The sequence below is a fragment of the Phycisphaerae bacterium genome, from assembly GCA_028714855.1.
GTDB lineage: Bacteria > Planctomycetota > Phycisphaerae > Sedimentisphaerales > Anaerobacaceae > CAIYOL01.
In genome coordinates, this window is the sequence record JAQTLP010000006.1 from 32,419 (window position 1) to 55,260 (window position 22,842).

General features: G+C 47.0%; 20 protein-coding genes. 6 read left to right on the top strand and 14 right to left on the bottom strand.

Translation table 11 applies throughout. The features are described 5' to 3' along the window. Window positions 1–171: 171 nt before the first annotated feature. Window positions 172–993 (bottom strand): aminotransferase class IV, encoded by an 822-nt coding sequence (locus tag PHG53_05975; protein ID MDD5381165.1) that lies wholly within the window; start codon window positions 991–993, stop codon window positions 172–174. Between the two features lie 148 nt (window positions 994–1,141). Here PHG53_05975 and rplU point away from each other — a divergent pair, with 148 nt between their 5' ends. After that, a complete protein-coding gene (gene rplU / locus PHG53_05980; GenBank protein ID MDD5381166.1) occupies window positions 1,142–1,471 on the top strand; it encodes a 50S ribosomal protein L21 in 330 nt (109 codons plus the stop codon). Window positions 1,472–1,504: 33 nt separating this feature from the next. Here the strand turns inward: rplU and PHG53_05985 are convergent, their stop codons facing one another. After that, window positions 1,505–2,146 carry a bifunctional precorrin-2 dehydrogenase/sirohydrochlorin ferrochelatase gene (locus PHG53_05985; GenBank protein MDD5381167.1) on the bottom strand — a complete coding sequence of 214 codons (642 nt, stop codon included), beginning with the start codon at window positions 2,144–2,146 and terminating at the stop codon, window positions 1,505–1,507. Between the two features lie 78 nt (window positions 2,147–2,224). On the opposite strand from PHG53_05985, the gene PHG53_05990 reads away from it, so the two are divergent. Both PHG53_05990 and PHG53_05995 read left to right on the top strand, forming a co-directional pair. Then, the gene (locus PHG53_05990; protein MDD5381168.1) at window positions 2,225–2,800 is read left to right on the top strand and encodes a Fe-S-containing hydro-lyase; all 576 of its coding nucleotides are present in this window, start codon (window positions 2,225–2,227) and stop codon (window positions 2,798–2,800) included. Window positions 2,801–3,118: 318 nt separating this feature from the next. Beyond that, window positions 3,119–4,162, top strand: coding sequence for a DUF933 domain-containing protein (locus tag PHG53_05995; GenBank protein MDD5381169.1), 1,044 nt, complete (start codon window positions 3,119–3,121; stop codon window positions 4,160–4,162). On the opposite strand, the gene PHG53_06000 is transcribed toward PHG53_05995, so the two are convergent. The 7 genes from PHG53_06000 to PHG53_06030 all read right to left on the bottom strand — a co-directional run bounded on the left by PHG53_06000 (window position 4,159) and on the right by PHG53_06030 (window position 13,141). Next, the gene (locus PHG53_06000) at window positions 4,159–5,202 is read right to left on the bottom strand and encodes a hypothetical protein (protein ID MDD5381170.1); all 1,044 of its coding nucleotides are present in this window, start codon (window positions 5,200–5,202) and stop codon (window positions 4,159–4,161) included. The two genes, PHG53_05995 and PHG53_06000, sit on opposite strands and share 4 nt — an antisense overlap. Window positions 5,203–5,240: 38 nt before the next feature. Beyond that, the gene (locus PHG53_06005) at window positions 5,241–6,260 is read right to left on the bottom strand and encodes a radical SAM protein (GenBank protein ID MDD5381171.1); all 1,020 of its coding nucleotides are present in this window, start codon (window positions 6,258–6,260) and stop codon (window positions 5,241–5,243) included. A gap of 327 nt (window positions 6,261–6,587) precedes the next feature. Next, window positions 6,588–8,036, bottom strand: coding sequence for a trypsin-like peptidase domain-containing protein (locus PHG53_06010; GenBank protein MDD5381172.1), 1,449 nt, complete (start codon window positions 8,034–8,036; stop codon window positions 6,588–6,590). Window positions 8,037–8,616: 580 nt separating this feature from the next. Beyond that, complete coding sequence (locus PHG53_06015; GenBank protein MDD5381173.1) at window positions 8,617–9,645, bottom strand: dihydroorotate dehydrogenase; 1,029 nt, start codon at window positions 9,643–9,645, stop codon at window positions 8,617–8,619. Beyond that, entirely contained in the window at window positions 9,642–10,592 is a 951-nt protein-coding gene (locus tag PHG53_06020) for a dihydroorotate dehydrogenase electron transfer subunit (protein MDD5381174.1), read from the bottom strand. Before PHG53_06020 ends, PHG53_06015 begins: the two co-directional genes overlap by 4 nt. Before the next feature lie 14 nt (window positions 10,593–10,606). Further along, on the bottom strand, window positions 10,607–11,746 hold the full coding sequence (locus PHG53_06025; GenBank protein ID MDD5381175.1) for a helix-hairpin-helix domain-containing protein: 1,140 nt from the start codon (window positions 11,744–11,746) through the stop codon (window positions 10,607–10,609). Between the two features lie 18 nt (window positions 11,747–11,764). After that, on the bottom strand, window positions 11,765–13,141 hold the full coding sequence (locus PHG53_06030) for a hypothetical protein (protein MDD5381176.1): 1,377 nt from the start codon (window positions 13,139–13,141) through the stop codon (window positions 11,765–11,767). 275 nt (window positions 13,142–13,416) lie between these two features. Here PHG53_06030 and PHG53_06035 point away from each other — a divergent pair, with 275 nt between their 5' ends. The 3 genes from PHG53_06035 to PHG53_06045 are packed head-to-tail and all read left to right on the top strand — an operon-like array spanning window position 13,417 to window position 17,341. Next, the gene (locus PHG53_06035) at window positions 13,417–15,099 is read left to right on the top strand and encodes an alcohol dehydrogenase catalytic domain-containing protein (GenBank protein MDD5381177.1); all 1,683 of its coding nucleotides are present in this window, start codon (window positions 13,417–13,419) and stop codon (window positions 15,097–15,099) included. Continuing rightward, window positions 15,096–16,277 carry a class II aldolase/adducin family protein gene (locus PHG53_06040; GenBank protein MDD5381178.1) on the top strand — a complete coding sequence of 394 codons (1,182 nt, stop codon included), beginning with the start codon at window positions 15,096–15,098 and terminating at the stop codon, window positions 16,275–16,277. The genes PHG53_06035 and PHG53_06040 overlap by 4 nt, the downstream gene beginning before the upstream one ends. A 26-nt stretch (window positions 16,278–16,303) precedes the next feature. Then, the gene (locus tag PHG53_06045; GenBank protein ID MDD5381179.1) at window positions 16,304–17,341 is read left to right on the top strand and encodes a dihydrolipoamide acetyltransferase family protein; all 1,038 of its coding nucleotides are present in this window, start codon (window positions 16,304–16,306) and stop codon (window positions 17,339–17,341) included. 26 nt (window positions 17,342–17,367) lie between these two features. On the opposite strand, the gene PHG53_06050 is transcribed toward PHG53_06045, so the two are convergent. From PHG53_06050 to PHG53_06070, 5 genes are all read right to left on the bottom strand, one after another. Continuing rightward, window positions 17,368–17,748, bottom strand: coding sequence for a response regulator (locus PHG53_06050; protein ID MDD5381180.1), 381 nt, complete (start codon window positions 17,746–17,748; stop codon window positions 17,368–17,370). A gap of 26 nt (window positions 17,749–17,774) precedes the next feature. Then, the gene (locus PHG53_06055) at window positions 17,775–19,376 is read right to left on the bottom strand and encodes a GspE/PulE family protein (GenBank protein ID MDD5381181.1); all 1,602 of its coding nucleotides are present in this window, start codon (window positions 19,374–19,376) and stop codon (window positions 17,775–17,777) included. Window positions 19,377–19,390: 14 nt separating this feature from the next. Continuing rightward, entirely contained in the window at window positions 19,391–20,158 is a 768-nt protein-coding gene (locus PHG53_06060) for a response regulator (protein ID MDD5381182.1), read from the bottom strand. A 100-nt stretch (window positions 20,159–20,258) separates the two neighbouring features. Beyond that, window positions 20,259–20,621 carry a response regulator gene (locus tag PHG53_06065; GenBank protein MDD5381183.1) on the bottom strand — a complete coding sequence of 121 codons (363 nt, stop codon included), beginning with the start codon at window positions 20,619–20,621 and terminating at the stop codon, window positions 20,259–20,261. A 70-nt stretch (window positions 20,622–20,691) separates the two neighbouring features. After that, window positions 20,692–22,668 carry a PAS domain S-box protein gene (locus PHG53_06070; GenBank protein MDD5381184.1) on the bottom strand — a complete coding sequence of 659 codons (1,977 nt, stop codon included), beginning with the start codon at window positions 22,666–22,668 and terminating at the stop codon, window positions 20,692–20,694. Window positions 22,669–22,842 lie beyond the last annotated feature (174 nt).

Genomic DNA, 22,842 nt, shown 5'->3' on the forward strand with positions numbered 1-22,842 from the left:
ACTTTTACGCAGTATTCCCGCTGATTACCTCTATCGATACCCGCGATAAAACAGTCGATTTGGAACACATAGACCGATACAGCAGCTTTATTATCGGTCGTAGTTTTGCCTTGATTTGTGGGGTTTGGAGTTGACCAGTTTTAAACTCGCTGTGATGAAAACAAGAAAGACCTACCGAGTAAACGAGCGGAACTGCTGCATAAGCTGTTTCGTATATCTGCCGGGCCTGCCGTCTCCGATTGTCTCGCCGTCAAATTTCACTACGGGAATAATATCTCTAGTGGTTACTGCGATAAAAAGTTCGTCCGCATCTTTTGACTGTTGCGGCGTCAGCGATTTTTCAACTACTTCCAATCCGATATTTTCTGCAGCTTTGATTACGAATTTGCGCGTGACCGAAGGCAGGATATTGGCCGTAAGCGGAGCAGTTTGCAACGACTGTCCGAAAACTGCAAAAAACGCCGAGCCGGCCCCTTCGGTTACCAATCCCGCGTCATCGACAAAAACAGCCTCGGCACAGCCTTTTTCCTCCGCATCCTGACGGGCAAGAACATTTGCCAGCAGGTTCAGCGATTTTATGTCGCATCTTTTCCATCGCCAGTCAGGATGGGTCGACACAGCGATACCTTTGCTCTTTTCTTCTGTGTCGTCGGGCTGTGCTATAATAGTCAGAAAAAAGTTGGGCTTAAGGTCAGCCGTCCAGGTATGGCTGCGAGGCACAGAACCGCGGGTAATATGAAAATATATCCTGGCATCGGAAATACCTGCTGCCTCAAAAGCCTTTTCTATTCGGGAGCGAATTTGGTCGATGTCAACATTGACTATCCTGATTTCAGACAGGCTTCTGGTGAGTCTTTGCAGGTGCTCTTCCAGTGCAAAGATTTTGCCGTTGTAGCTTCGCAGGACTTCGTAAACCCCGTCGCCGAAGTATGTTCCGCGGTCGTTGTAAATCGGCTCAAGCTCGGCCAGCGGCACGATTTTATCGTCTATCATAGCCAACTGCATAAATAGCTCCAAAAGTCGCAGTTATCTTTTCACTGGATACAAAAATATCCGATAATTTGCTTTACAACAAAGAAAAGAGCACATAGAATACCTCAACTATTCGAATTTTTAAAGATAAACTTCAGGAGTTTTTGGAATGTATGCAGTGATTGAACAAGGTGGAAAGCAGTATAAGCTCGCCGATGGCGACTGCGTAAATATCGAATTGACCGACGTCTCGCCTGATGCCGAGACAATCGAGCTGAATAAAGTTTTGCTTGTAAGTGACGGCAAAAAAGTCAAAATCGGCACACCCCTGGTAAAAGGCGCAAAGGTTATTGCCTCATTTAAGACCTCCGCAGAAGACGCCGTCGTTAAAGACAAGAAGCTCCATCCGATGTACTTCACCAGGCGCAAAAACACAAGAAGGCGTATCGGCCACCGCCAAAAGTTCCTGCAGGTAAAAATCGACAAGATAGAGGCCTAAGCTGACAACCGGCTTAGCCTTCGTGAAAGCGGATTAGTTCTTATTTCCCATTGATATTAATTTATCAGCATACTCCCGCCATTTAGCGGGGCCGTTTTGAACAAAATACTCGAACGACTTATCATCAACCAGTTCGCCTAACAGTACCTTACGCTCTGCCTCGCCCGGCACATCTTCAATAATGCATTTGCGCAGGTTTTCCAGCTCAGCCAGAAATTCGCCGTGTTGGATGGTTATGGTCTGCTCTAATTTCTTCCGCAAATGACCGGCGTAGGCAGGGCAATGTCCTTCGGTGCCGATGGCTATTTGCAGGTCGCCGCGCTTCACGACAGCAGGGCTAGTAAAATCGCTGAGCTGCGGCGCATCGACGACATTACATAAAATCTCCAGCTCCTGACAATCTTTATAGATTTGCTCGTTGAGCCGCTCATCGTTCGTTGCAGCTATAACCAGCACTGCTTCTGCGATATAATTTTTGGAATATCTGGATTTTATCAATTCGGCGTTGGCGTCCTGACAAAGAACAGCCAGTGCATCATCTACGTCTTTGGATACCACCACCAGTCTCGCCCCTGCCGCCAGCAGCATCTGGGCCTTTCGTGCCGCTACAACCCCGCCCCCTACTATGACTGCACGACGACCGCCAAGCTCGAGAAATATGGGATATTTAGCCATGATAGTAGTATTGTATCCGCCATCTCCGCAATTCAAAGAAAATTCTAAGCTTTTCAATTCGCAAAAAACGCTGATATATTGTACACTTTCTGTGTTCTATCTGGCAGGAAAAATAAAAAAGATATGAGCCAAATAAAAAAATTACAGCCGCCTCTGACCGATTCCGCCGTGCGTTCGCTGAAAGCAGGCGATGAGGTCCTCATCTCCGGGGTAATCTATACCGCTCGCGATATGGCCCATAAAAGATTGTGCGAAGCGATAGACGCCGGAAAGAAACTCCCCCTTCAGCTCGAAGGCTCGGTTATTTATTTTGTCGGCCCTACGCCCGCCCGCCCCGGTAGGGTAATCGGCTCCGCCGGCCCAACTACCTCATCAAGAATGGATTCTTTCAGTCCAACTCTTATTGCCAAAGGTCTAAAAGCGATGATTGGAAAAGGTTATCGCGGCGCCGAGGTTAGAAATGCATTGAAAAAATACGGCGCCGTCCATCTTTCTGCTGTCGGCGGAGCTGGAGCATTGCTTAGCAAACACATTATTTCCGCAGAGGTAATCGCTTACGAAGATTTGGGGACCGAAGCCGTCAGAAAACTGCAGGTCGTCGATTTTCCCGCTATTGTTGCTTACGACTCTCACGGGAACACTATTTATAAGTGATTCGGCGTTCGTCCGCCTGGGGCAGGTTCTATATTTGTGGCAGGCCCATCCTTTTGGCTTGTTTGGCAAGACGTTTCTCTTTTAGTGTTCTCTGAGGTTTCTTTTTGTTTTCTTTTTTTGTATCATGACTTTTAGCCATACGTTATCCTTTCCAAGTTACGCCGTACTCTATTTTACACTTCTGCCGCTTAATTTTACAGATTCCGGAAAAACTGGCAAGATAAAAACCGTTTTTCCGCCGCTGGTGTTAATGCTTGTTTTCCGTCCGCAACTTCTCTATAATCGTCGCTAAAATTATAAAACGCAGGAGATATTCCCTTGAAAGTCGCATTAATCGGCTTATTGCAGTCAGGCAAGAGCACCATTCTGGCTGGTCTCAGCGGCAAAGCAATCCCGCCGGTCGGCTCGACCAAAATCGAAGAGGCCATTGTGCCGGTTCCCGACGCCAGAATTGACTGGCTCAGCAAACTCTATAAGCCGGAAAAAACAATATATGGAACAATAGACTGTCTCGACGTCCCCGGCCTTAGTTTTGCCGATGAGCACGGCCGGGCCGCCGCAAGACGCCTCATCGACCAGGTCAGGACTGTCGATATGCTCGCGCTTGTCATAGGCGCATTTGAAAACTCCGCTGACCCCGCCAAAGACCTGACCGACCTCAACACCGAATTGCTCCTTGCCGATTTGGCCCTTGTAACTACGCGAATTGAAAATCTCGAAAAACAGCTTAATAAATCCACCAAGGTCCAGCCCAATTACAAAGCTGAACTTGAATTGCAGAAAAAGCTCCAGGCCGCCATTGAGCAGGAAAAACCCATCCGTTCCGCAATCGCAAACGACGCCGAGCTTGAAATGATAAAACCCCTCGGCTTCCTGACCTTAAAGCCGATGGTCGTCGCCGTAAACGTCGGCGAAGATCGGCAGGATAAAAAATTCGATTTCGCCGGCCGAATCGACCCGTCCGCGATGGTCACCGTCTGCGCAAAACTCGAATACGAATTGTCGCAGCTTGATGCCGACAGCAGGACGCAATTTATGGCCGATTTGGGCATAACCGAATCGGCGGCCGCAAAACTCGCCCGCGCCTGCTATCGCGCACTGGGACTGATTAGCTTTATCACCGTCGGCTCAGATGAGGTCCGCGCCTGGCCGATAAAACAGGGTACATCTGCCCTCGATGCCGCCGGCAAAGTCCACTCCGATATCAAACGCGGCTTCATACGCGCGGAAACCTTCGGCTTCGAGGATATAAAACAGCTCGGCAGTGAAAAGGCCGTCAAGGCCGCAGGCAAAACCCGAATCGAAGGAAAAACCTACATCGTTCAGGATGGCGACATTATCAATTTCAGATTTAATGTCTAATTGAATCGATGTTTAATAGGCTCCTTTTTCAGCTCCGTTGCGGTCGGCAGCAATTCAAATGAATCTATTCTTTCCGCCTCGGTAAATTTGTTTACCAAATGCTGAATCTCACCCATACTCTTGCCGTGCATCATCGCATACAAATTATAAGGCCAATTTTCAACCGGTTTCCTCTCGTAGCAGTGGCTCACCATCCCGAAACGTGCCAACGCCTCGCCCGCTTCGATGATTTTGTTTTGCGCGACCTTGCTGCAAAATAGGACATTCGCGACAAATCCCAATTTGCGATGGTCAACTGCCGCCGCTATGCGCTTAATGACCCCCTTATCAATCAGCCCCTGTATCACCTGCAAAACCTTCTCAATTTCCAACTCTTTACTGCACAAAAAATCAAATGGTTCCGAAATCACTTCCAGGTCGTTTTCTAACTTCCGCAGTATCTGTTTCTCCGTTTCATTTAACTCCGCCTTTTCATCTTTTGGAATCTGTTCCGCCTTCAGTCCACCTCGACTCGCCGTCTTCGGTGAGGCGGGCGAGACCTCGCCTTTAGGCGGGCCGGCATTGCTGAATTGCCCTTCGCCCTCGGCATCAAAGCGAACATCAAGCTTAAAAACACGCTCAACAGGCAGGCTGTAAAAATCAATTCCGAATCGGCCTGAAAGATTTAATACCGTAACCTCGATTTCTTTAGGCGACTCGGCCTGTAATGTGAACCATAAATTGTAATGGTGCTTTCTCAAATAATTATGGGAAACATTTTCCAGATTGTTAACCGCTTCAGCAGCCTCTCGCAGATTTTCCTCCGGGATATGCGCCGCGACCAAAGTGCTCGCCAGCCCAAGCGCCCTGCTGTTTATTATCGCGCAAATCCGCCGAATGACTCCCGATTCCTTAAGCCCCCTGATTTCCCGCAAAATTGTTTCTTCATCACTATCCAAATATCTTGCCAAATCGTCATACGGCTTGCTACATATCGGCAGCCCGTCCTGAAACACGTTGCACAATTGTTTCTGTAATTTCGTTAATTGCATGCTTGTCATTTTTTATCTAATCGGCGTTAATTCGTGTCCATTCGTGGTTATTTTTTGTAATTACAAGCCGGGTCCTCGCCCATATAATCTCCGCTGGCCGCATATGCCCTCGCCCTGCACCCCCCGCAGATGCCTGCGTATTCGCATTTCCCACAGATTCCCTTGTAATTCGATACGTTGCGAATCTCTTTCAGGAATTCCGATTCCTCCCAAATCTTTTTGAAATCGAAATTGTTCTCGACCAGATTGCCCGCCGGCACATCAAGGAAGCCGCAGGTCTGCACGTCGCCGCGATAGCTTATAAACCCGAACCCCGCCCCGCCCATACAGCCGGGCACATCCTCCGTCAATCCTTTGGTTTCTGCCTGCCTGCATACCCGCGCAAATTGCGGCCCGCACGTGACCCTAACTTTAATTTCTGATTTAAGCTTTATCCGCAGCAGCTCATTCAGCAATACTTCATACTCCACAGGGTCGAGAATCTCATCGGCGATTCTCTCCCCTCTGCCGGTCGGAACAAGAATAAACGGATTGAAGCAATATGCGCCTATATTCTTTGCCAATTTTGCTATGCCGATGACCTCGTCAGCATTAATTCTGCTGATTGTGGTATTAATCTGAAAACGAACACGCGCCTCGCGGGCTATTTTAGCGGCGTTAATCGTCGAATCGAAAGCGCCTTTAGTGTCCCTGAATCTATCGTGGGTATCCGCGCTGGCGCCGTCAATAGAAAAAGACAAGGCCATTACCCCCGCCTTTTTCAATTTTGCTATTGTCTTCTCGTCAATCAGATAACCGCACGTGGCCATTACTACTCGCAGTCCCGTCTTACGTGCATATCGGATAAGCTCATAAATATCAGCCCGTTCCATCGGCTCCCCGCCGGTGAATATCAGAATGCATTTACTATACTTGGCTATTGCTTTGATGATTTTTTTGCACTCGCTTGTAGTCAGGTCTTTTTCATCGGCCTCGCCGGCGTTTGCCCGGCAGTGAAGACAGCTATACCGGCATCGACGGGTAACTTCAAAGGCTATTAATCGCGGCTTGACTGCTTTCTTGCTCATAATCGCATAAATGTAATGGAATCAGTAGCCGTATTCAATGAATATTTAGCCCGCCGTTTCACGGCGGGTTGGTCATTGCGAGCGCAGCGCGGCAATCTCAAAAATATTTAGCCCCCGAAGTCTTGTACTTCGGGGGTCCCTTTTCTCAATCCTAAAGCTCCCAACTTTATGTTGGGAGTTTATTTCCCTGGGGTTGCCCACGTGAGGAACGCTTAAAATTCAATTCCAAATCATAAATCGAAAATCGTAAATCCCCTTTCTTCCCTAATTTTTGCCGTTGTAACAATGGCGATTTGAGGTGAGTCCTTTTATTGCCACAAAAAAATGTTATTTCTCTACGATGTAATAAGAAATATTCTTTGGGTTGCAATTCCATTGGTCGCCATTCTTAAATTTTATTCTTGTTATGGATATTTTTACCTTCCCGACTGTCTCTCGAAAATGGAGTGTTATAGCCTGGGTTGTTTTTTCGAATGATTTGATTGTGTCTTGTCCGATGGCCGATATGCGGTTCGATTTGTCCAGACCCGATACAGGTTCATCGAATTTATTAAAACATAAAATCTCTACGGCGTATGCTTCTATATCAATAGTGCCGGTATTTAAAAGTTGCACATTCAAAACTGGTTCATCAATGGAATTATCCGTAATAATAGCTCCATTGATTTGAAGAGGACATTGCCCTGGTTGACATGCAATCTCGCGGGCCGCTACCGGTATTAGGAAGGCCTTTTGTCTCTTCCACTCTGCCTTTCCTGCTTGTAACTGAACTAGCCTAAAATAATCAACCAAAACTCGATTACCAGCACCTACCTCATTTAGTACTACAGCGAGTTCATTTGTGTTGTGTACTGGTTGACCGTTTATTTTGAATAAAAAGTCTAATTTTTTTAGTCCTGCTTTTTCGGCCGGACCATTTTCGATTATTTGGCTGATAATAATACCCTGTACTCGTGGTGGTAGGGCAATTCCTTCTTCGATGAATACTCTACGAATCTCTTTATCAACGGTTGCAATTTCGACTCCCAAAATAACGCTATTTTGGTCTGGTACCCATGATTCCTTTAATCCTTTATTATAAGAAAATTGAGCATCATTTGAATCAGCAATCGTCGTATTATATGATTCACGTAAGGTGGTCTTGGAAGTTTCTTTGAGGGTAATGACTTTATCACTGGGAATTGCAAAGTTAAGATTCTGACCTTCTTTTAAGACAAGAGTTGCAATGCCTATTACCTCACCTTTGCTATTTATAACCGGACTTCCGCTCGAACCACGTGAAATGGGAGCGGTTATTTGAAGTATTTTACCAAAGACGGGAATGTCTCGAACTCCTGATACGATGCCGGTTGATACGGTTGATTCAAGACCCAAAGGATTGCCTATGACAACGATGTCTTCACCTTCAGAAGGTACATTCACGTTAAGGTTTAAGAATGTTACATTAGCATCCGATAGATTCACGACAAGTTTGACAATATCAGCTTCGGTGTCTTTGGCAACAATACCATCCACTGGATATTCTTCACCTGTTGATGTTTTAATTGTAGCCGAATAAGCGCCTTTGATTACATGATAGTTTGTGATAAGCTTGCCTTTATTATCTATGAAAAATCCGCTTCCTTGACCAATTGGCTTGTTATCTTTGTCGAAGGTTTCTATAAGAACAACACTTGGCCTTGTCTTTTTAACTAAATCTACGAGTTTTTCGTCGGCGTTTGCAATAGTAGAACCTGCTATCACTGCACAGATTAATATCAGATTTAGTTTTCTCATTCTCCCTGTCTTTCAAACAAAATTCTTACAGAACTGACATGGAAAATAATACTTTATTCAATCTTGGCAAACAAGGAAAAATGTGGCAAAAAACCGTGTAAATCCGTGTTCATCCGTGGTTTACAGAAATTTTTCAATCAAAAACGTTGGTACCCTGCGACAAATCCTGAAATTTTGTAATTTTTTTTATTCCTTTTCCCACATCGACTTACGAGATTTATCCGCCTCAGGCTGAATCGAGTTTTCGCATCAATCGCGCAAGTTCGTCCAATTGTAGAAGGGACATATTCTGCCCCTCTTGTGTTTAGTATTCAGAGTTCAGGATTTGTGTTTATGACTTAGATTTAGAATTTTTCGCTTGTCTCTGTCGTCAGTCGTCTTTCGTCCGCATTCGGCGGAAGCGCTTGTTTTCTGCGCTAAGCGGAAAAATCAATCAAAACAACAAAAATATGCAAAACGAACCCAATTTTCAAAACCCCCAAAATGAATATAACCCATTATACTGCAAGATATTATATGAGAAATTCAGACTTTTCGATAATGGAAAAACAAAGCCAAAACAAACCCAATCAAAGCCAATTTATGGTGTGCCTGTCGAACCAGTCGAAGGGGTTGAATCAGAAGGCGGAGGCGAAGGTTGTGCTGGCAGCGGAGGTGAAGGTGGATTGATTATCTCCCGGCCAAGTGAGCCGGTCAGGTCTTTTATATTTGTTATATTATGGCCGGCACAATATTTCTTTATGCCATCGATGATTTTAACCGTGCAGTTCGGCTCGACGAAATTGGCCGTGCCGACCGCGACCGCCGAGGCGCCGGCGATAATAAATTCGACGGCATCGGAGGCAGTTCTTATTCCGCCTAAACCTAAAATCGGTATGCCGCGTTCTTTAGCGACCTCGTTATATACCTTATTAACCAGATACACCGCGATTGGCTTTATCACCGGCCCAGATATTCCGCCTGTCTTATTAGCCAGGACAGGCTTGCGGGTTTCAATATCGATAACCATCGCCGTAAAAGTATTTATCAAGCTAAGCGCATCAGCGCCTGCTTCAACTGCCGCGCGGGCTATCACGCTTATATCCGTAACACAGGGCGAGAGCTTGACCATCAAGACTTTGTCCCCAGCCGCCTTTTTAGCCGCGGAAGTAATCTCCGCAACTAAAGCAGGGTCAGTGCCGAAACTTAATCCGCCTTTAGCGACATTGGGACAACTGATATTCAACTCGAACCCCGCTATCGCCTGCTCGGCAGCCAGCCGCTGCACAACCGCCACATACTCATCAATCGTTTCGCCAGCCACATTAACAAAAACCGGCACCGTGAGCTTGGCGATAAGAGGCAATTTCTCCTGGATGAATGCGTCCAGCCCGATATTAGCGAGGCCTATCGCGTTAAGCATCCCGGAATCAGTTTCAGCAACCCGGGGCGGAACGTTGCCTTGCCGGGGCTTCGCGGTAATACTCTTTGTTATAAAACCGCCAAGCAGATTTATGTTGGTAAAATCAGCCAATTCATCCGCATACCCGCACGTCCCCGACGCCGTGAACACGGGATTAGCCAGTTTTAACTTTCCAAATTCAACCGATATATCTATAGTCTCTGTCATAATTCGAATGCCACCTCTCTGCTATCAAAAACAGGTCCATCTTTACAGCATAACTTATAAATGGTTTCACTTGAACCATTAACTTTGCATTTAACCGCGCAGCTCTGGCAGAGGCCGAAGCCGCAGGCCATCATCCGCTCCATACTTATCTGGCAATCGATTTTTTTATCTTCCGCAATTTTGGCCATCCGCGCAAGCATCACCTCCGGACCGCAGCTATAAATAATAGTGTCCTTCACCGCCAAGCTGCTCCGCCCAAGCCACTTTGTAAAGCAATCCGTTACAAACCCCTCGTATCCCGCCGAGCCGTCATCCGTCGCAAGCTGCGATTCTACACCGACTCTGGCAAATTCGTGCAGAGCGAAACCCAATTGCTGTGAAATCTCATCCGTCGGCCTCTCGAAGGGCAGTTCGGTTTTCGACTTTGCGCCGGCAAAGGCGATTATTCCCATTTTAGGGTAATCAGCCGCAAGCGTCTTTGCCAGATGAATTAAAGGCCCCGCCCCCATTCCGCCGCTTACGAGCAAGGCCGTCTTTTTATCCGCCGGTGACTGGAAACCGTTTCCCAAAGGCCCGATTACGCTGACGGATTTGCCCGGTGATAACGACGTCATCCGCAAAGTAGCCGGCCCCAGCGCGCAATAAAGAATTTCAACTCTGATTTTATCTTTACGGCTGCTGACGTCGCAAAAACTAAACGGCCTCCGCAGCAATATCTTTCGCTCGGACGCGTCCCGCAAATCTTCCGCTATTGCATCCGTCGGCGGCAGAGGGATACCAGCAAGGTCCAGCTCGGCGAATTGCCCGGGCCTGGCTTTGGCAAAAGCCGCCGCTCCATCCCCATAAAATTCCAATCCAAGCCGATAGAACTTCCCCTTGATGTGCTTATTGGCAAACACCGCCGCATCAAACATACCCTTATCAGGCCCGGAACTTTCATTTGTCATAATCGTCAATGCTTTCAAAAAACCACATAATTGCTCGCTTTTCCAAGCCTTACCCCAACTTTGCCTAATTCTTCAATCCGGCTTAGACGGCATTGCCGTCGCCGTTCCAAGATTGTCTTTACTGTAACCGGTCCAAGTCCCGGCACTCTCAAAAGCTCCCACTTCGACGCACGGTTAACATTCACCGGAAACGTCTCAGGATGCCTTTGCGCCCACGCTTCTTTGGGGTCGCAGGAGAGAGATAAATTACCGTCGTTGTTAAAAACAATGTCCGACTCCTTAAACCCGTATTTACGCATCAGGAAATCCACCTGGTAAAGCCGATGCTCCCGCACAAACATATCCTCCGGCTCTTCGAGCCTGGCCTTTTCACCCGGTATAGACTCATTTCCCAGGCCTTTCTGATAGGCGCTGAAATACACCCTGTGCATTTTCAACCTGTCATACAGTCCCCACATATATTTCACAATTTCCGTATCCGATTCTCCCGCAGCACCAACGATAAACTGCGTCGTCTGCTTGACCCTTTCATACTTTGCCCCGCGCCCGGTCAATCTGCTTATCAGTTTTATTGGATTGATAATATCCCGGATATAATTTTTCTTATTCGACAGTTTCGCCAGGTTCATTTCTCCCGGCGTCTCGATATTCAGCGATACGGCACTTGCCAGCGAAACCGCGTCCTCAATCGCCGCATCACTCGCCCCGGGTATGACCTTCAGATGGATATACCCGCGGAAACGATGTTTCTCACGCAGGAGTCTGGCCACAAGGTTAAGCCTTTCCATCGTAGTGTCAGCCGACCCAAACACACCGGAGCTTAAAAATAGCCCGAAAACTTTTCTTCTATCGTAATAATCCAGAAACACCTTTGCCGTTTCTTCCGCTCCGAGGCTGCACCGCCGGATGTTTTCCTTTTCTCTCAACGGACAGTATTTGCAGTCATTAGTGCAGAGGTTCGAAATCAGCGTCTTAAACAGCACACTTTTACCCCCGTTTGGAAGCGTTATGGGGTATATCCATTTCCCCTCGCCGCTCCGCCTCCTGTGCTCTTCTTTAGTGCTGCCGCATGCGCACGCCAAATCATACTGCGCATCGGTGCTGAGTATTTCCAGTTTCTCGCGAGTCCCAGGCTTGCCGACAATCCCTACCATAAAACTATCCGCCTGCTGCTAATGTTCTTTCTTCTCTAATACCGACGGCTTTTCCCTTTTGAATTTTATCCCTCTGCCGGTTATTATCTCCTTGTCCTCTCTGACAAACTCGATATGCTGAAGCAATGCCCAGCCCGTATTTTGCCACCTCATCTGGTAACCTCTCTGGTGCGCCTGCTTTTCCATTGAAAGGCGTTTATCTTTATTGAAGACCAGATAATCAAGAGCCTGGGCTATCTGCTCGACCGACGGCTCGCCGGGGTCAACCAAAATACCCCGCGTATGCCGTCCCAGGACAAGGCCCGCAGGACAATCCCTGTTTGAAAGTATCAGTTCCAGTGCGTATCTGAATTTTGTTGCTACAGCAACCCTGCCTGAACCGAGCGTGTCCGCCAGAACACCGCTCGATATTTGCTGCATATCCAGGTACGGCAGCACCATAGCATTCGTTGCCCCGTAAAGTCTCAGCAAAGTCTTCTCATCCAGAAACGTGTCGAGAAAGACAACATCGTATGTCTCGAAGTCTGCGTTTCTAAGCTCTTTGACCTTACACCAGTTCAGCTTAGTTTCTTCCAGAGCCTTGTCTATCACATCCTGATGCCTTCGGTACGCTTCACCGCCTCCTGCCTTTACAAATTCAGGGTGGTATTCCCCGCCGATTAGATACACGATATGCTTCCTCTGCTCCTCCGTGCATGATTCCTGCAAAAACCTGCCGTAGCCCCGAATGCTGTATTCTAATCCTTTGTCGGGCGACAGAAGTCCTAATGTCGTAATTAAAAAGCGGTCTTTCAGCCCGAACATCTCCTTTATCGCCAACCGGTCATAATACGATGGATGCTGCATCCTGACACCGTGGTCAATATGTTTAATTTTTGAACGGTCGATTGAGTATGTAGGCGACTCAAGAATCCTTATCGCGCTTTCCGTCGTAACGATTAATCCGTCGCTGTATTTGGCAAGTTCCCGTATAACCATTTTTTGGTGGTCGTTCGGTGCATCAAGAACGCTGTGCAGATACACCAGCGTCGTCAGCCCTTTGGAACTGAATGCCTTTGCCATATCGATAAAATTAGTCCCTTCGCCGGGATTTCCGTTCGCGGACGGGTCAAGACCATACTCGTGTTGTAATATTATAATAGTAGGATTTGTGCTCTCGACTGTCCTGGACAGAATGTCCTTTATGGCATGGTTCCACGAGCCAGGATTGTTCTGGTCAATAACCAGGTCCACCGGAATATCATAAGGCAGGCCTTCGTTATCGATTGCACTGACCCTTATATGGCCGACTTCACCCGTGAAATGCTCCAAGGCATTGGCCAAATCCCGGGAAAACGTACCTATCCCGCACCTGCGTGGCGGATATGTGCTCACTATTCGTATATTATACGGCATAGCAATTTACCCCTTCCGTTTCCTTTGTAGCGCACATAGACTATAATCTTTTGCACAAAAAGAGCAAGAAAATACCTGAAATAGCGCCCTGCAGGTATTTCGCAACGGTGTTCCTGCAAAAAAGTCTTATAAATACACTCACAAGGCATCCAAATCCGGCTCCGGATGTCGATTTCTTTTAGCAAAAGCAGATTCAACTTTGTATTCATTTCGGGTATAATCCGGCTTTCAGTTTCGAAAAAAGCATGGTATTTGAGAGTGCGACTCTATTGACTATGAAAACACAAAACTCAGCCTATCTGCCGCCGACACAGCACGCCGTGCAACTAATTGGTAAAGACAAACTGGTCTTTAATAAACGCAAAGAGGTTTTCACACCCGGCAGAGGCCAGATTCTTTGCAGGGTTGAGGCGGTCGGCCTGTGTTTTTCCGACCTTAAATTGCTCAAGCAATTTTCCTCGCACGTCCGCAAGAGCAAAATAATCTCCGGCATTGATTCCGCCGTACTTAGAGAAATTCCCAGTTATGTCCCCAATGAGGCGCCCGCTGTGCCGGGTCACGAAACAGTGGTGAGAATAGCAGCAGTTGGTCCGGGCGTGAAAAATTTTAAATGCGGTCAGCGATATCTGGTTCAGACCGATTACCGCTGGCTGCGCACCGCCGGCTCAAACGCCGCCTTCGGCTACAACTTCGAAGGCGCTCTCCAGGAATATGTGCTGATGGACCAGAGAATTATCACTTCCCCAAAGGGCGAATCGATGTTACTACCGGTTTCAGAAGAGCTTTCCGCCTCAGCGATAGCTTTGGTGGAGCCATGGGCCTGTGTCGAAGACGCCTACGCCGCCCCGGAACGGCGAAAATTAAAATCGGACGGCCGGATGCTGGTTGTTGCCGGCGTCGGCGTTGCTGAAGATATTTTTACCGGCTTGTTTAATCACTATGGACGTCCGGCGCAAATAACCTGGCTCTCGAAGTTCCCGGCGCAGGCGGGGCTGAATGTTATAAAAACCAACGCAAAAAAAATATCGCAGCTTCCCGATACCGCCTATGATGATGTAATTTATTTCGGGTCTGAGCCGGAAGCAGTCGAAGCTTTATTTGCAAAAGTCGCTCCTTATGGCCTTTTCAATATTGTTCTTTGCGGCGGCAGCCTTCGCAGAGACATTGTCACTATGGTCGGCCGAGTCCATTACAGTAACATTCGAATAATCGGCACCACCGGCTCGGACCCCGCTGAATCTATGAAGCATATCCCGGCCGCCGCCGAAATCCGCCCGGACGACAAAATCAATTGTATCGGTGCAGGCGGGCCTATGGGAACAATGCACGTCATTCGAAATATCTGTCAGCAAGTCAAAGACGTTAGCGTTTTTGCCGCCGATACAGATGAAGACAGGCTGGCCGCCCTTTCTGAAATAGTTGCGCCTCTTGCCGAAAAGAACAACGTCACGTATAAACCTTACAATCCGGCAAAGGTCAAAGTCGAAGATGCTTTTGATTATACAGTATTGATGGCGCCTCTCCCCGAACTGCTGGCCGATTCGGTTAAAAACGCCGCTAAGGGGGGCATTATAAACATATTCGCAGGTCTGCCTGCGACGGTTACTGCAAAAATCAATCTCGACGTTTACATAGAAAAGCAATTGTATTTTGTCGGCACCAGCGGCTCCGTTCTCGAAGATATGAAACGAATGCTGGCCAAAGCCGAATCCGGCCGGCTCGACACCAATGTCTCCGTCGGAGCTGTTTGCGGACTCGATGGCGCGATTGATGGAATTCGAGCGGTTGAAAACAGGTCGATAACTGGTAAAATTATCGTATACCCGGCCTGCAAAGGTTTAGCTCTTACGCCGCTGGCAAAGTTAAAAGAAAAAATGCCGCAGGTCGCTGAGTGTCTCAATAATGGATTGTGGACAAAGCAGGCAGAAGAAAAATTGCTGGAAAGTTTCACGGTTTGACTTCGATAAATAAAGCATTAGCGGATTTGATAAGTATATCAAACATCACTGGCAAAGATTCTGCCCTTATTCAGGGCGGAGGCGGCAACACGTCCGTAAAAACGGCGGACGGCAGGTTCATGTATATCAAGGCCAGCGGTACTGATTTGAAGGATATGAATAAACACGCCGGCTGGTGCAAGCTGCGGCCGGCTCCGGTCCTCGCTATTATAAAGGATAAATCAATAGCCAAACTCGGCATCCAGGCAAGGGAAACTAAAATCGTCAAACGCCTGCTGCTCGCCTGCGACGGCAAGGCCTCCGCCGGCTCCCGTCCGTCAGTCGAAGCGCACCTGCACGCTATGCTCGGCAAGTGCGTGATTCATTTGCATCCCGTTGCGGTCTTGTCTTTCGCCTGTGCCAAAAACGGCCGGGCCGAGCTCGAAAAACTGTTTAAAAATGAAAAGTTTCCTCCCCTTTGGGTCCCTTATGCACACCCCGGCTTTACACTCGCAAATAAATTTGCGAAATTGAACGCTGATTATCAGAATCGATTCGGCGTAAAACCTTCCGTCCTTTTTCTGCAGAAGCATGGACTTATTATTTCCGCCGATAGCCCCAACGCCGCTCTGCGACTGCTGCGCAGAGTCATAAATCGATGTGCCGGCAAATTAAAATACCCCAAAGCCACGAGGACAAAACCGCCAAATCAGCAAATCATTGCTGAAATAAAATCGTGTATTCACGATGCGCTCTATAATGCGACCGGCTGCTGCGCTGCGATAAGTTATTTTTACGACGACGAAATCGCGGCGTTTTGGCACAAAAAAAATGCACGGAAGCGGCTTTCTCCGCCGGCCTTGACGCCTGATGAATTGCTTTACGCCAACGGCCCGGCAATGTGGATAGAGGATTGTAATCCGAAAAGAATCGCACGCAGATTGAACCGGTTAATCAAAAAAGGTAAAAATCCCCCTGCTGCTTTTCTGGTTAAAGGCGCCGGACTGTTCGTTGCTGCAATAGATAAAATCGCTCCTGCCGTCAGGGACATTGTTAAAAACTCCTTCGTTATCCGCACCAATGCGTCCCGTTTCGGCGGCATTCTCGCTTTGAATAAACCTGAGCAGGACTTTATTAACCGCTGGGAGGCCGATGCTTTCCGAAAAAAACTGGCAAATGATGCCTCTCCTGTTGTATAACTAATACGTAATACGAGGTTTGATAAATGGCAAAGGAAATCAGACTACCACAATTCGGCCAAACGATGGAAGAAGGGACGATTGTTGACTGCCCCGTCAAAATCGGCGACGAGGTCAGGAAAGGCGATTGTGTTTTCGAGATAGAAATCGACAAAACGACCCTCGAGATGGAATCACCCGCCGACGGCTTTGTAAAATATATTCTTGTCGAAGTCGGCCGGACTGTCCCTGTCGGTGAGCCGCTAATTGTGCTCGGCGGTAAAGATGAGAAGGTCCCCCATAGTTTTCTTGATTCACTCAAAACCGCCGTTGCCGCAAAACCAGCCACGCAGCCCGTCTACGCCCCCGCTGCAACTGCTGGAACACCCGACATTAAGGCAGAAGTCAAAGTCGGAAAAATAATACCCCTGACAAAGAAGCAAAAATTAATCGCCGATAGAATGCTCAAATCGAAAAGAGAGCTCCCCTGCTTCTATCTGACCGCAAGGGCCGATGTTACCGCCATGGTCGAGCTGCGGGACCAATTAAACAAATCCGCCGACATGAAAATTACCTATAATGATTTTATTATAAAAGCCGTTGCAACGGGGCTGCAGAAATTTCCGCTTATGACAGGCCAATTGGCCGGCAATGCCATAAATCTCCCCCCTTCCATTAATATTGGGCTGGCCGTTTCGACCCCGGATGGCCTCGTCGTCCCTGTTATAAAAGACGTTCAGAAAAAGAATATAATGCAAATCGCCGCGGACTCAGCCGCCCTTATCGAAAAGGCCCGCAACGAAAAATTACTGCTCACCGACCTCGAAGGCGCATGCATTACCATCAGCAATCTCGGTGCTTTTGGAATATACTCCTTTATTCCGATAGTCATCCCCGGCCAGTGCAGCATCCTCGGCATCGGCCAAACAACCAACGTCTGCGTCCCGGATAATGGTAATGTTTCGATACGAAAGTTAATGAATATGACGCTTTCGGTGGACCACAAAATTGCAAACGGCGCTTATGCCGCTCAGTTCCTCGACTTCACAAGAAAACTGCTCGAAGATACTTCTACCTTTGCATAATCAATTGACCGCCCGGCGTACTTAACTTACGAGGTCGCCGCACTGCATAGAAGCTCTTTTATTCGAGCCAGCAATTCTGCTATATTAACGGGTTTTGCAAAAGTGATATTGTTGCTAATTGTGTGGTCTCCCCGGAATTCCTCCGTTTTTGTCAGCAGTGCCGTTAAGAATATCACGGGAATACTTCTGGTTAATGGATGCTCCTTCAGTTTCTCCGCCACCTCCCCGCCATCCATTCCCGGCATTACCACATCAAGTATAACAAGATCAGGATGGTGCGATTTTGCTAAACTTACAGCGTTCCTGCCTTTAGTGGTGGTGATAACGGAGTAGCCCTCAGCTATTAATCTTTTCTCAAGTACTAACAACATATCTTTTTCATCATCGACAACCAATATCTTCTTCATAACTTTGCTCCTTGAGCGAAAATCCCTTAAACATTCATGCCTTTTGTGTGTACCGCGCCAAGCACTTCTTCGACGGTAGTAAGGCCCTGTAACACTTTACTGATTCCATCCTCAAATAATCCGCCGTAACCTTTTCTGAGAGCCAGGGCTCTCATTTCTGACTCATCTGCACGGCCAAGCAGCTCCATCCTCATATCATCATCTATGGGTAAAAACTCGAATATCGGTAATCTGCCAAGAAAGCCTGTCCCCTCACATGTTTTGCAGCCTCTGCCTCGACAAAATACGGCGCTGCTGGTTTGTTCAGGTGTAATCTTTAATTGTTTTATAACTTCTTCAGGAAGCTCTATCTGAATTTTGCAATGCTCACAAATTTTCCTTATAAGTCGTTGAGCAATGATTAGATTCAGTGAGGAAGACAGCAAATACGGCTCTGCACCCATAAATATCAATCTTGTTATCGCGGCCGGTGCGTCGTTTGTATGAAACGTGCTTAAAACCAGGTGCCCCGTTAAAGATGCTTGTATAGCAATATCAACTGTTTCTTTGTCTCTAATTTCGCCTATCAGGATAATATCGGGGTCTTGTCTCAGGATGGCACGCAGGCTCGATGCAAAATCAAGCCCGATTTCCGGCTTCACCTGGACTTGGTTAATCTCGGGCATGCTGTACTCAATGGGGTCTTCGACAGTAGTAATATTCTTCTTCGGATTTTTGAGGTAATTCAATGCCGAATATAATGTGGTGCTTTTGCCGCTGCCGGTAGGCCCTGTAACAATTATAATGCCGTGCGGCTGGGACAATGCGCCCTTAAATTCTTCAAGAAGTTTAGATTCAAATCCGAGTTGATTTATATCGAGCTTTACCGCCGTCGGGTCCAGCAGTCTCATAACGACTTTTTCCCCGTATTTTGCAGGGATTGTTGCGACCCTTATATCTATCTCTCTATCCTTCACTTTCACCTTAAATCTCCCGTCCTGCGGCAGCCTGCGCTCGGCAATATTCATGTTGGATAAAACTTTTATCCTGACAACCACCGCCGCTTGCATCTCCTCCGGAGGCACTGCCGTTTTCCGAAGCGCACCATCGATTCGCATGCGAATAATCATTGAATTTGCCTGAGGTTCGATATGTATATCGCTTGCCCGATTTTTGACCGCTCGTTTTAACATTAAATCAACAAACTGAATAACGGGCGATTTCATCGCCTCTGCTTCGATTCTAACAGCTTCTATGGCATCGCATTTTCTTTCTTCGGGTTTTGTCAAACTATGCAATTGCTGCTCTTCCATATCAATGTCATGATAAATCGCTTCTATGGCATTAAGAATTTCCTCCTTGGAACTGACGGCAATTGTAATTTCGCGGTTAAGCTTTATTCTAACCGTATCACACGCAACCAAATCGAGAGGATTTGCCATAGCTACTACAACGCGGTTTTCCTTCTCTCGGACCGCAACAAGACAGAACCGTTTTGCTATATATTCAGGCAGCATTCTGGCTATTCTCATGTCTATGTTGTCAGTGATATTAAGGTGTACCCTCTCTACTGACGAGATGTAGTCGGCTAAATTCTGCATCATCTCATCCGGTTCGAACAGTAAAACCTGGCTTTCTTCCCTATACATGGCTCAACAATTCTTCAGTATTCTTTCTGAGCGGCGAACACCTTTTCAATAGCATCTAAAAGCTCATCTTTATCGATAGGTTTCTGCAGGAAGGCCTTTGCTCCGGCTTCAAGTGCACGCTTCCTGACGGCTGGATCATCTTGACTAGTGGCGATTATTACAGGTATGAAAGCTGTTTGAGCAATCGCGGACAGCCGCTGCATAACATAAAAGCCGTCTCCCGCGGGTAAACCAATATCGAGAATAATCAGGTCTGGTGTTTCTTCCTTCGCAACGGTAATTGCCGACAGGCCGTCCATTGCGAAAGCCAAATCATAGCCGCTCGCCTTTAATCGCGAATCTAACACGTGCAAAAAATCTTTTTCATCATCGACAAGCAGTATCTTTATGTCCTTTGAAGGTTGTTTCTCGTCCTTTAAGGATGTTTTCTTTTCCTGTACAAGCTCTTCAATGGCGATTCGCAATTCCTGGATGTCATATGGCTTGGCGAACATCATTTGACCGTTTATTAAGTGCCCTTTTTTCGCCTCTTCCGCCTTTGAAAAAAAGCCGCTTAAAAATATTATTGGGATGTCTCTGGTTTGCTCTTCATCCTTGAGTATCGCAGTTACTTCTCCCGCGTGGATATCCGGCAATAGCATATCAAGTATAATAATGTCAGGGTGCTGCGATTTTGCTAAAGCTATCGCGTTCGTGCCGTTAGCCGCAGTAATAACAGAATACCCTTCAGATGTTAATCTTTTACCAAGCATCTGCAGGGCGTCTTCGTCGTCGTCGACAATAAGAATAAGCGATTTCCTCGTAATATCACCTTTCCGGTTAAATCCTTGTTAATTTTTAGTTCTTACACTGGTATTTCAGCTTGTTTATTTTGCCCCCATCTTATGCCAGAACCTCTTTTACCAGGCCGACCAGCTCTTCAGGTTCAAACGGTTTGGTAAGATAAGCGTCCGCTCCGCACCCCCATGCTTTTTCGTCAAGAGCCCTGGTGCTGGCAGAGATTAAAATTACAGGGATATGCTTTAACTCGTCGTCCTTCCTCAATATCCTGGCAACATCGTCGCCGTTAATCACCGGAAGATATACATCAAGAATTATCAAATCGGGTATAATTTGGCGCGCCATATCCAATACCCCCTGCCCGTCTGCACAGCCGAATACCTCATAACCTGTCTTCTTTAATCTAAGTAATGTAACTTTCAGCAGGTCGTTCTCGTCGTCAACAACCAGTATCTTTTTATACATAGAATTCTCCTTTTTATGAAATAGCCAATCCTGTTCGCTTAATATTTTTACGGCATACGACAAACAAAAATCATTCCTGCTTTTCTTGCTTTTCCAATACCTTTTTTAAATCGCCTTCGCTGATTTTTCCTTCTTCGACAAGAATCTCTCCGATTTTCTTTTTCTCCTCAATCTTCATGGGAATACTAAAATGAAATGCCGACCCTTTACCGGGTTCTGACTCTGCCCAGATTCTGCCTTTGTGCGCGAGAATTATCTCTTTAGAAATCGCCAGCCCCAGGCCCGTACCGCCTCCTTTTTTGTCTCTCGTGCTGTCTAATTGCTCGAAGGCCTGAAAAAGCTTTTGTATATCTTCGGCTTTAATACCAATGCCGGTATCCTGCACGATTACATGCACCGCATTATCTTCCTGCTTCGTGCTGATAGTAATGCTTCCCTTTTCAGTATATTTTATGGCATTACTCACCAAATTAGTAAGCACCTGAATAATCTTGTCTTTGTCAAACTCTGTCCTGGGTATGCCGTTGTCTGCGACTACCACCAAATCCAGGCCCTTTTCTTTTGCCGCAAGACTCATGGTTTTATTGACTTCCAGCACCGCTTCATTAATATCGTTTTCCCGGGTATCAAACCCCATTTTCCCCGAATCTATTTTCTGAAAATCCAAAACATTATTTATCAGGCGTCCCAGTCTGTCGGTGTTCCTTTTCGCGGTAGCCAGAAGGTCCCTCTGCTCATCATTAACACCCCCTGCCAAGCCCTCTAAAACAAGATTTATGCCCTCTTTGATAACGCCGAGTGGGCTTCGCAGTTCATGTGAAGCCATAGAGATAAACTTCGATTTCATCTCTACATTGTCTTTTAGCTCTTTTTCCAGTTGCTTGCGCTCGGTGATGTCCCGGATGTTGCACTGTATCACCTTATGGTGGTCCACTGTATAGATGTTGCTGACGAACTCCACCTCAATCTGCTGCCCGCCAGCCGTCTCCAGAGGCAAATCCTCGTAACGGACGTATTTCTTCTGCTGCAATTCCGCGAATTTGTCTTTGTTGGAGGCGATATCCTTAAAAAGACCTATCTCCCAGATTGCCTTTCCCACAAACTGTTCGTGCGAGAAGCCCAGCATCTCGACCAGGAACGGATTCACATCTACTATCGTCCCCGTCTCGGCATTGAGTATCAAAATTCCGTCTTGCGCCGTCTCAAAGAGCCGGCGATACCGGACCTCCGAGGTTTTCATCGCCTCTTCCGCCTGCTTGCGCTCGGTAACATCATCATAAACAGCAACTATTTCCCCGCATGGTAATTTGTAAATATAGTTTTCTTTCCAGCCGGAAATCCTCTCATCCTTGTATAAGCCGACTGGAAAATGCTCCGCATTTCCTGTGATATATACTCGTTTAAATACCTCGAATATCCCAAACTCTTTTACGCTCGGGAAAACCTCCGTTACCCTTCTTCCTATGATCTCTTCCTTATTGACTTTTTCAATGTTCAAAAGAGCCTGGTTGCAGTCTTTAAAAATAAAATCGTCTCCGTCGTTTTCCGGCTCGTATACCGCGACGGCGCTGCTCATATGTTCGAACAGTTCTCTGAATCTCACTTCGCTGTCTTTAAGTAAGTCTTCCGCACGCTTGCGTTCGGTGATATCCTGAACAGTGCCGACAATGACTGTAAGATTGCCTTCGGCATCATACCTGCCCTGGAAAGTTGAGTAGTAATATCCGATACTTTTATCCGGATAAAGAAACCGTTGTTCGTAAGTGCCGATTTCACGACTTTTCGTCGCCTTTTCAATCAATTCCTTGTCGCGATTGTGGTCCTCTGGCCATGGGGATAATTTCATAATCGAATCGATTTGGGGAGTGAATTCTTTCGGGTCGAGATGAAAAATTCGGAATACTTCTTCCGACCATTGCACATTACCTGTTTTGATATCCCATACCCAATAGCCCAAATACGCCATTTTCTGGGCCTCTCTTAACCTTTCCTCGCTTTCACGCAGCATCTCCTCCACTTGTTTGTCGGTGATTTCGCGCATAACCATATTGACCCCCTTGTTCTATCTAAATGACAGGAAAACAGGCGCAAGTCTTAATATCGCGTATAGCCACAGACCCCCTGTTCTACCCCCATAACATACTGCGAGCCGTTTTCGCTTTGCGGCTCTTTTCGATTTAGTCGGCTATTATTTTATGCACCTTTAGCCGGTTTTTACCTG

Coding starts and splice junctions, on each gene's coding strand:
- PHG53_05975 (MDD5381165.1), bottom strand. CDS start 993: ATGATAGACGATAAAATCGTGCCGCTGGCCGAGCTTGAGCCGATTTAC.
- rplU (MDD5381166.1), top strand. CDS start 1,142: ATGTATGCAGTGATTGAACAAGGTGGAAAGCAGTATAAGCTCGCCGAT.
- PHG53_05985 (MDD5381167.1), bottom strand. CDS start 2,146: ATGGCTAAATATCCCATATTTCTCGAGCTTGGCGGTCGTCGTGCAGTC.
- PHG53_06000 (MDD5381170.1), bottom strand. CDS start 5,202: ATGACAAGCATGCAATTAACGAAATTACAGAAACAATTGTGCAACGTG.
- PHG53_06005 (MDD5381171.1), bottom strand. CDS start 6,260: ATGAGCAAGAAAGCAGTCAAGCCGCGATTAATAGCCTTTGAAGTTACC.
- PHG53_06010 (MDD5381172.1), bottom strand. CDS start 8,036: ATGAGAAAACTAAATCTGATATTAATCTGTGCAGTGATAGCAGGTTCT.
- PHG53_06015 (MDD5381173.1), bottom strand. CDS start 9,645: ATGACAGAGACTATAGATATATCGGTTGAATTTGGAAAGTTAAAACTG.
- PHG53_06020 (MDD5381174.1), bottom strand. CDS start 10,592: ATGACAAATGAAAGTTCCGGGCCTGATAAGGGTATGTTTGATGCGGCG.
- PHG53_06025 (MDD5381175.1), bottom strand. CDS start 11,746: ATGGTAGGGATTGTCGGCAAGCCTGGGACTCGCGAGAAACTGGAAATA.
- PHG53_06030 (MDD5381176.1), bottom strand. CDS start 13,141: ATGCCGTATAATATACGAATAGTGAGCACATATCCGCCACGCAGGTGC.
- PHG53_06035 (MDD5381177.1), top strand. CDS start 13,417: ATGAAAACACAAAACTCAGCCTATCTGCCGCCGACACAGCACGCCGTG.
- PHG53_06045 (MDD5381179.1), top strand. CDS start 16,304: ATGGCAAAGGAAATCAGACTACCACAATTCGGCCAAACGATGGAAGAA.
- PHG53_06050 (MDD5381180.1), bottom strand. CDS start 17,748: ATGAAGAAGATATTGGTTGTCGATGATGAAAAAGATATGTTGTTAGTA.
- PHG53_06055 (MDD5381181.1), bottom strand. CDS start 19,376: ATGTATAGGGAAGAAAGCCAGGTTTTACTGTTCGAACCGGATGAGATG.
- PHG53_06065 (MDD5381183.1), bottom strand. CDS start 20,621: ATGTATAAAAAGATACTGGTTGTTGACGACGAGAACGACCTGCTGAAA.
- PHG53_06070 (MDD5381184.1), bottom strand. CDS start 22,668: ATGGTTATGCGCGAAATCACCGACAAACAAGTGGAGGAGATGCTGCGT.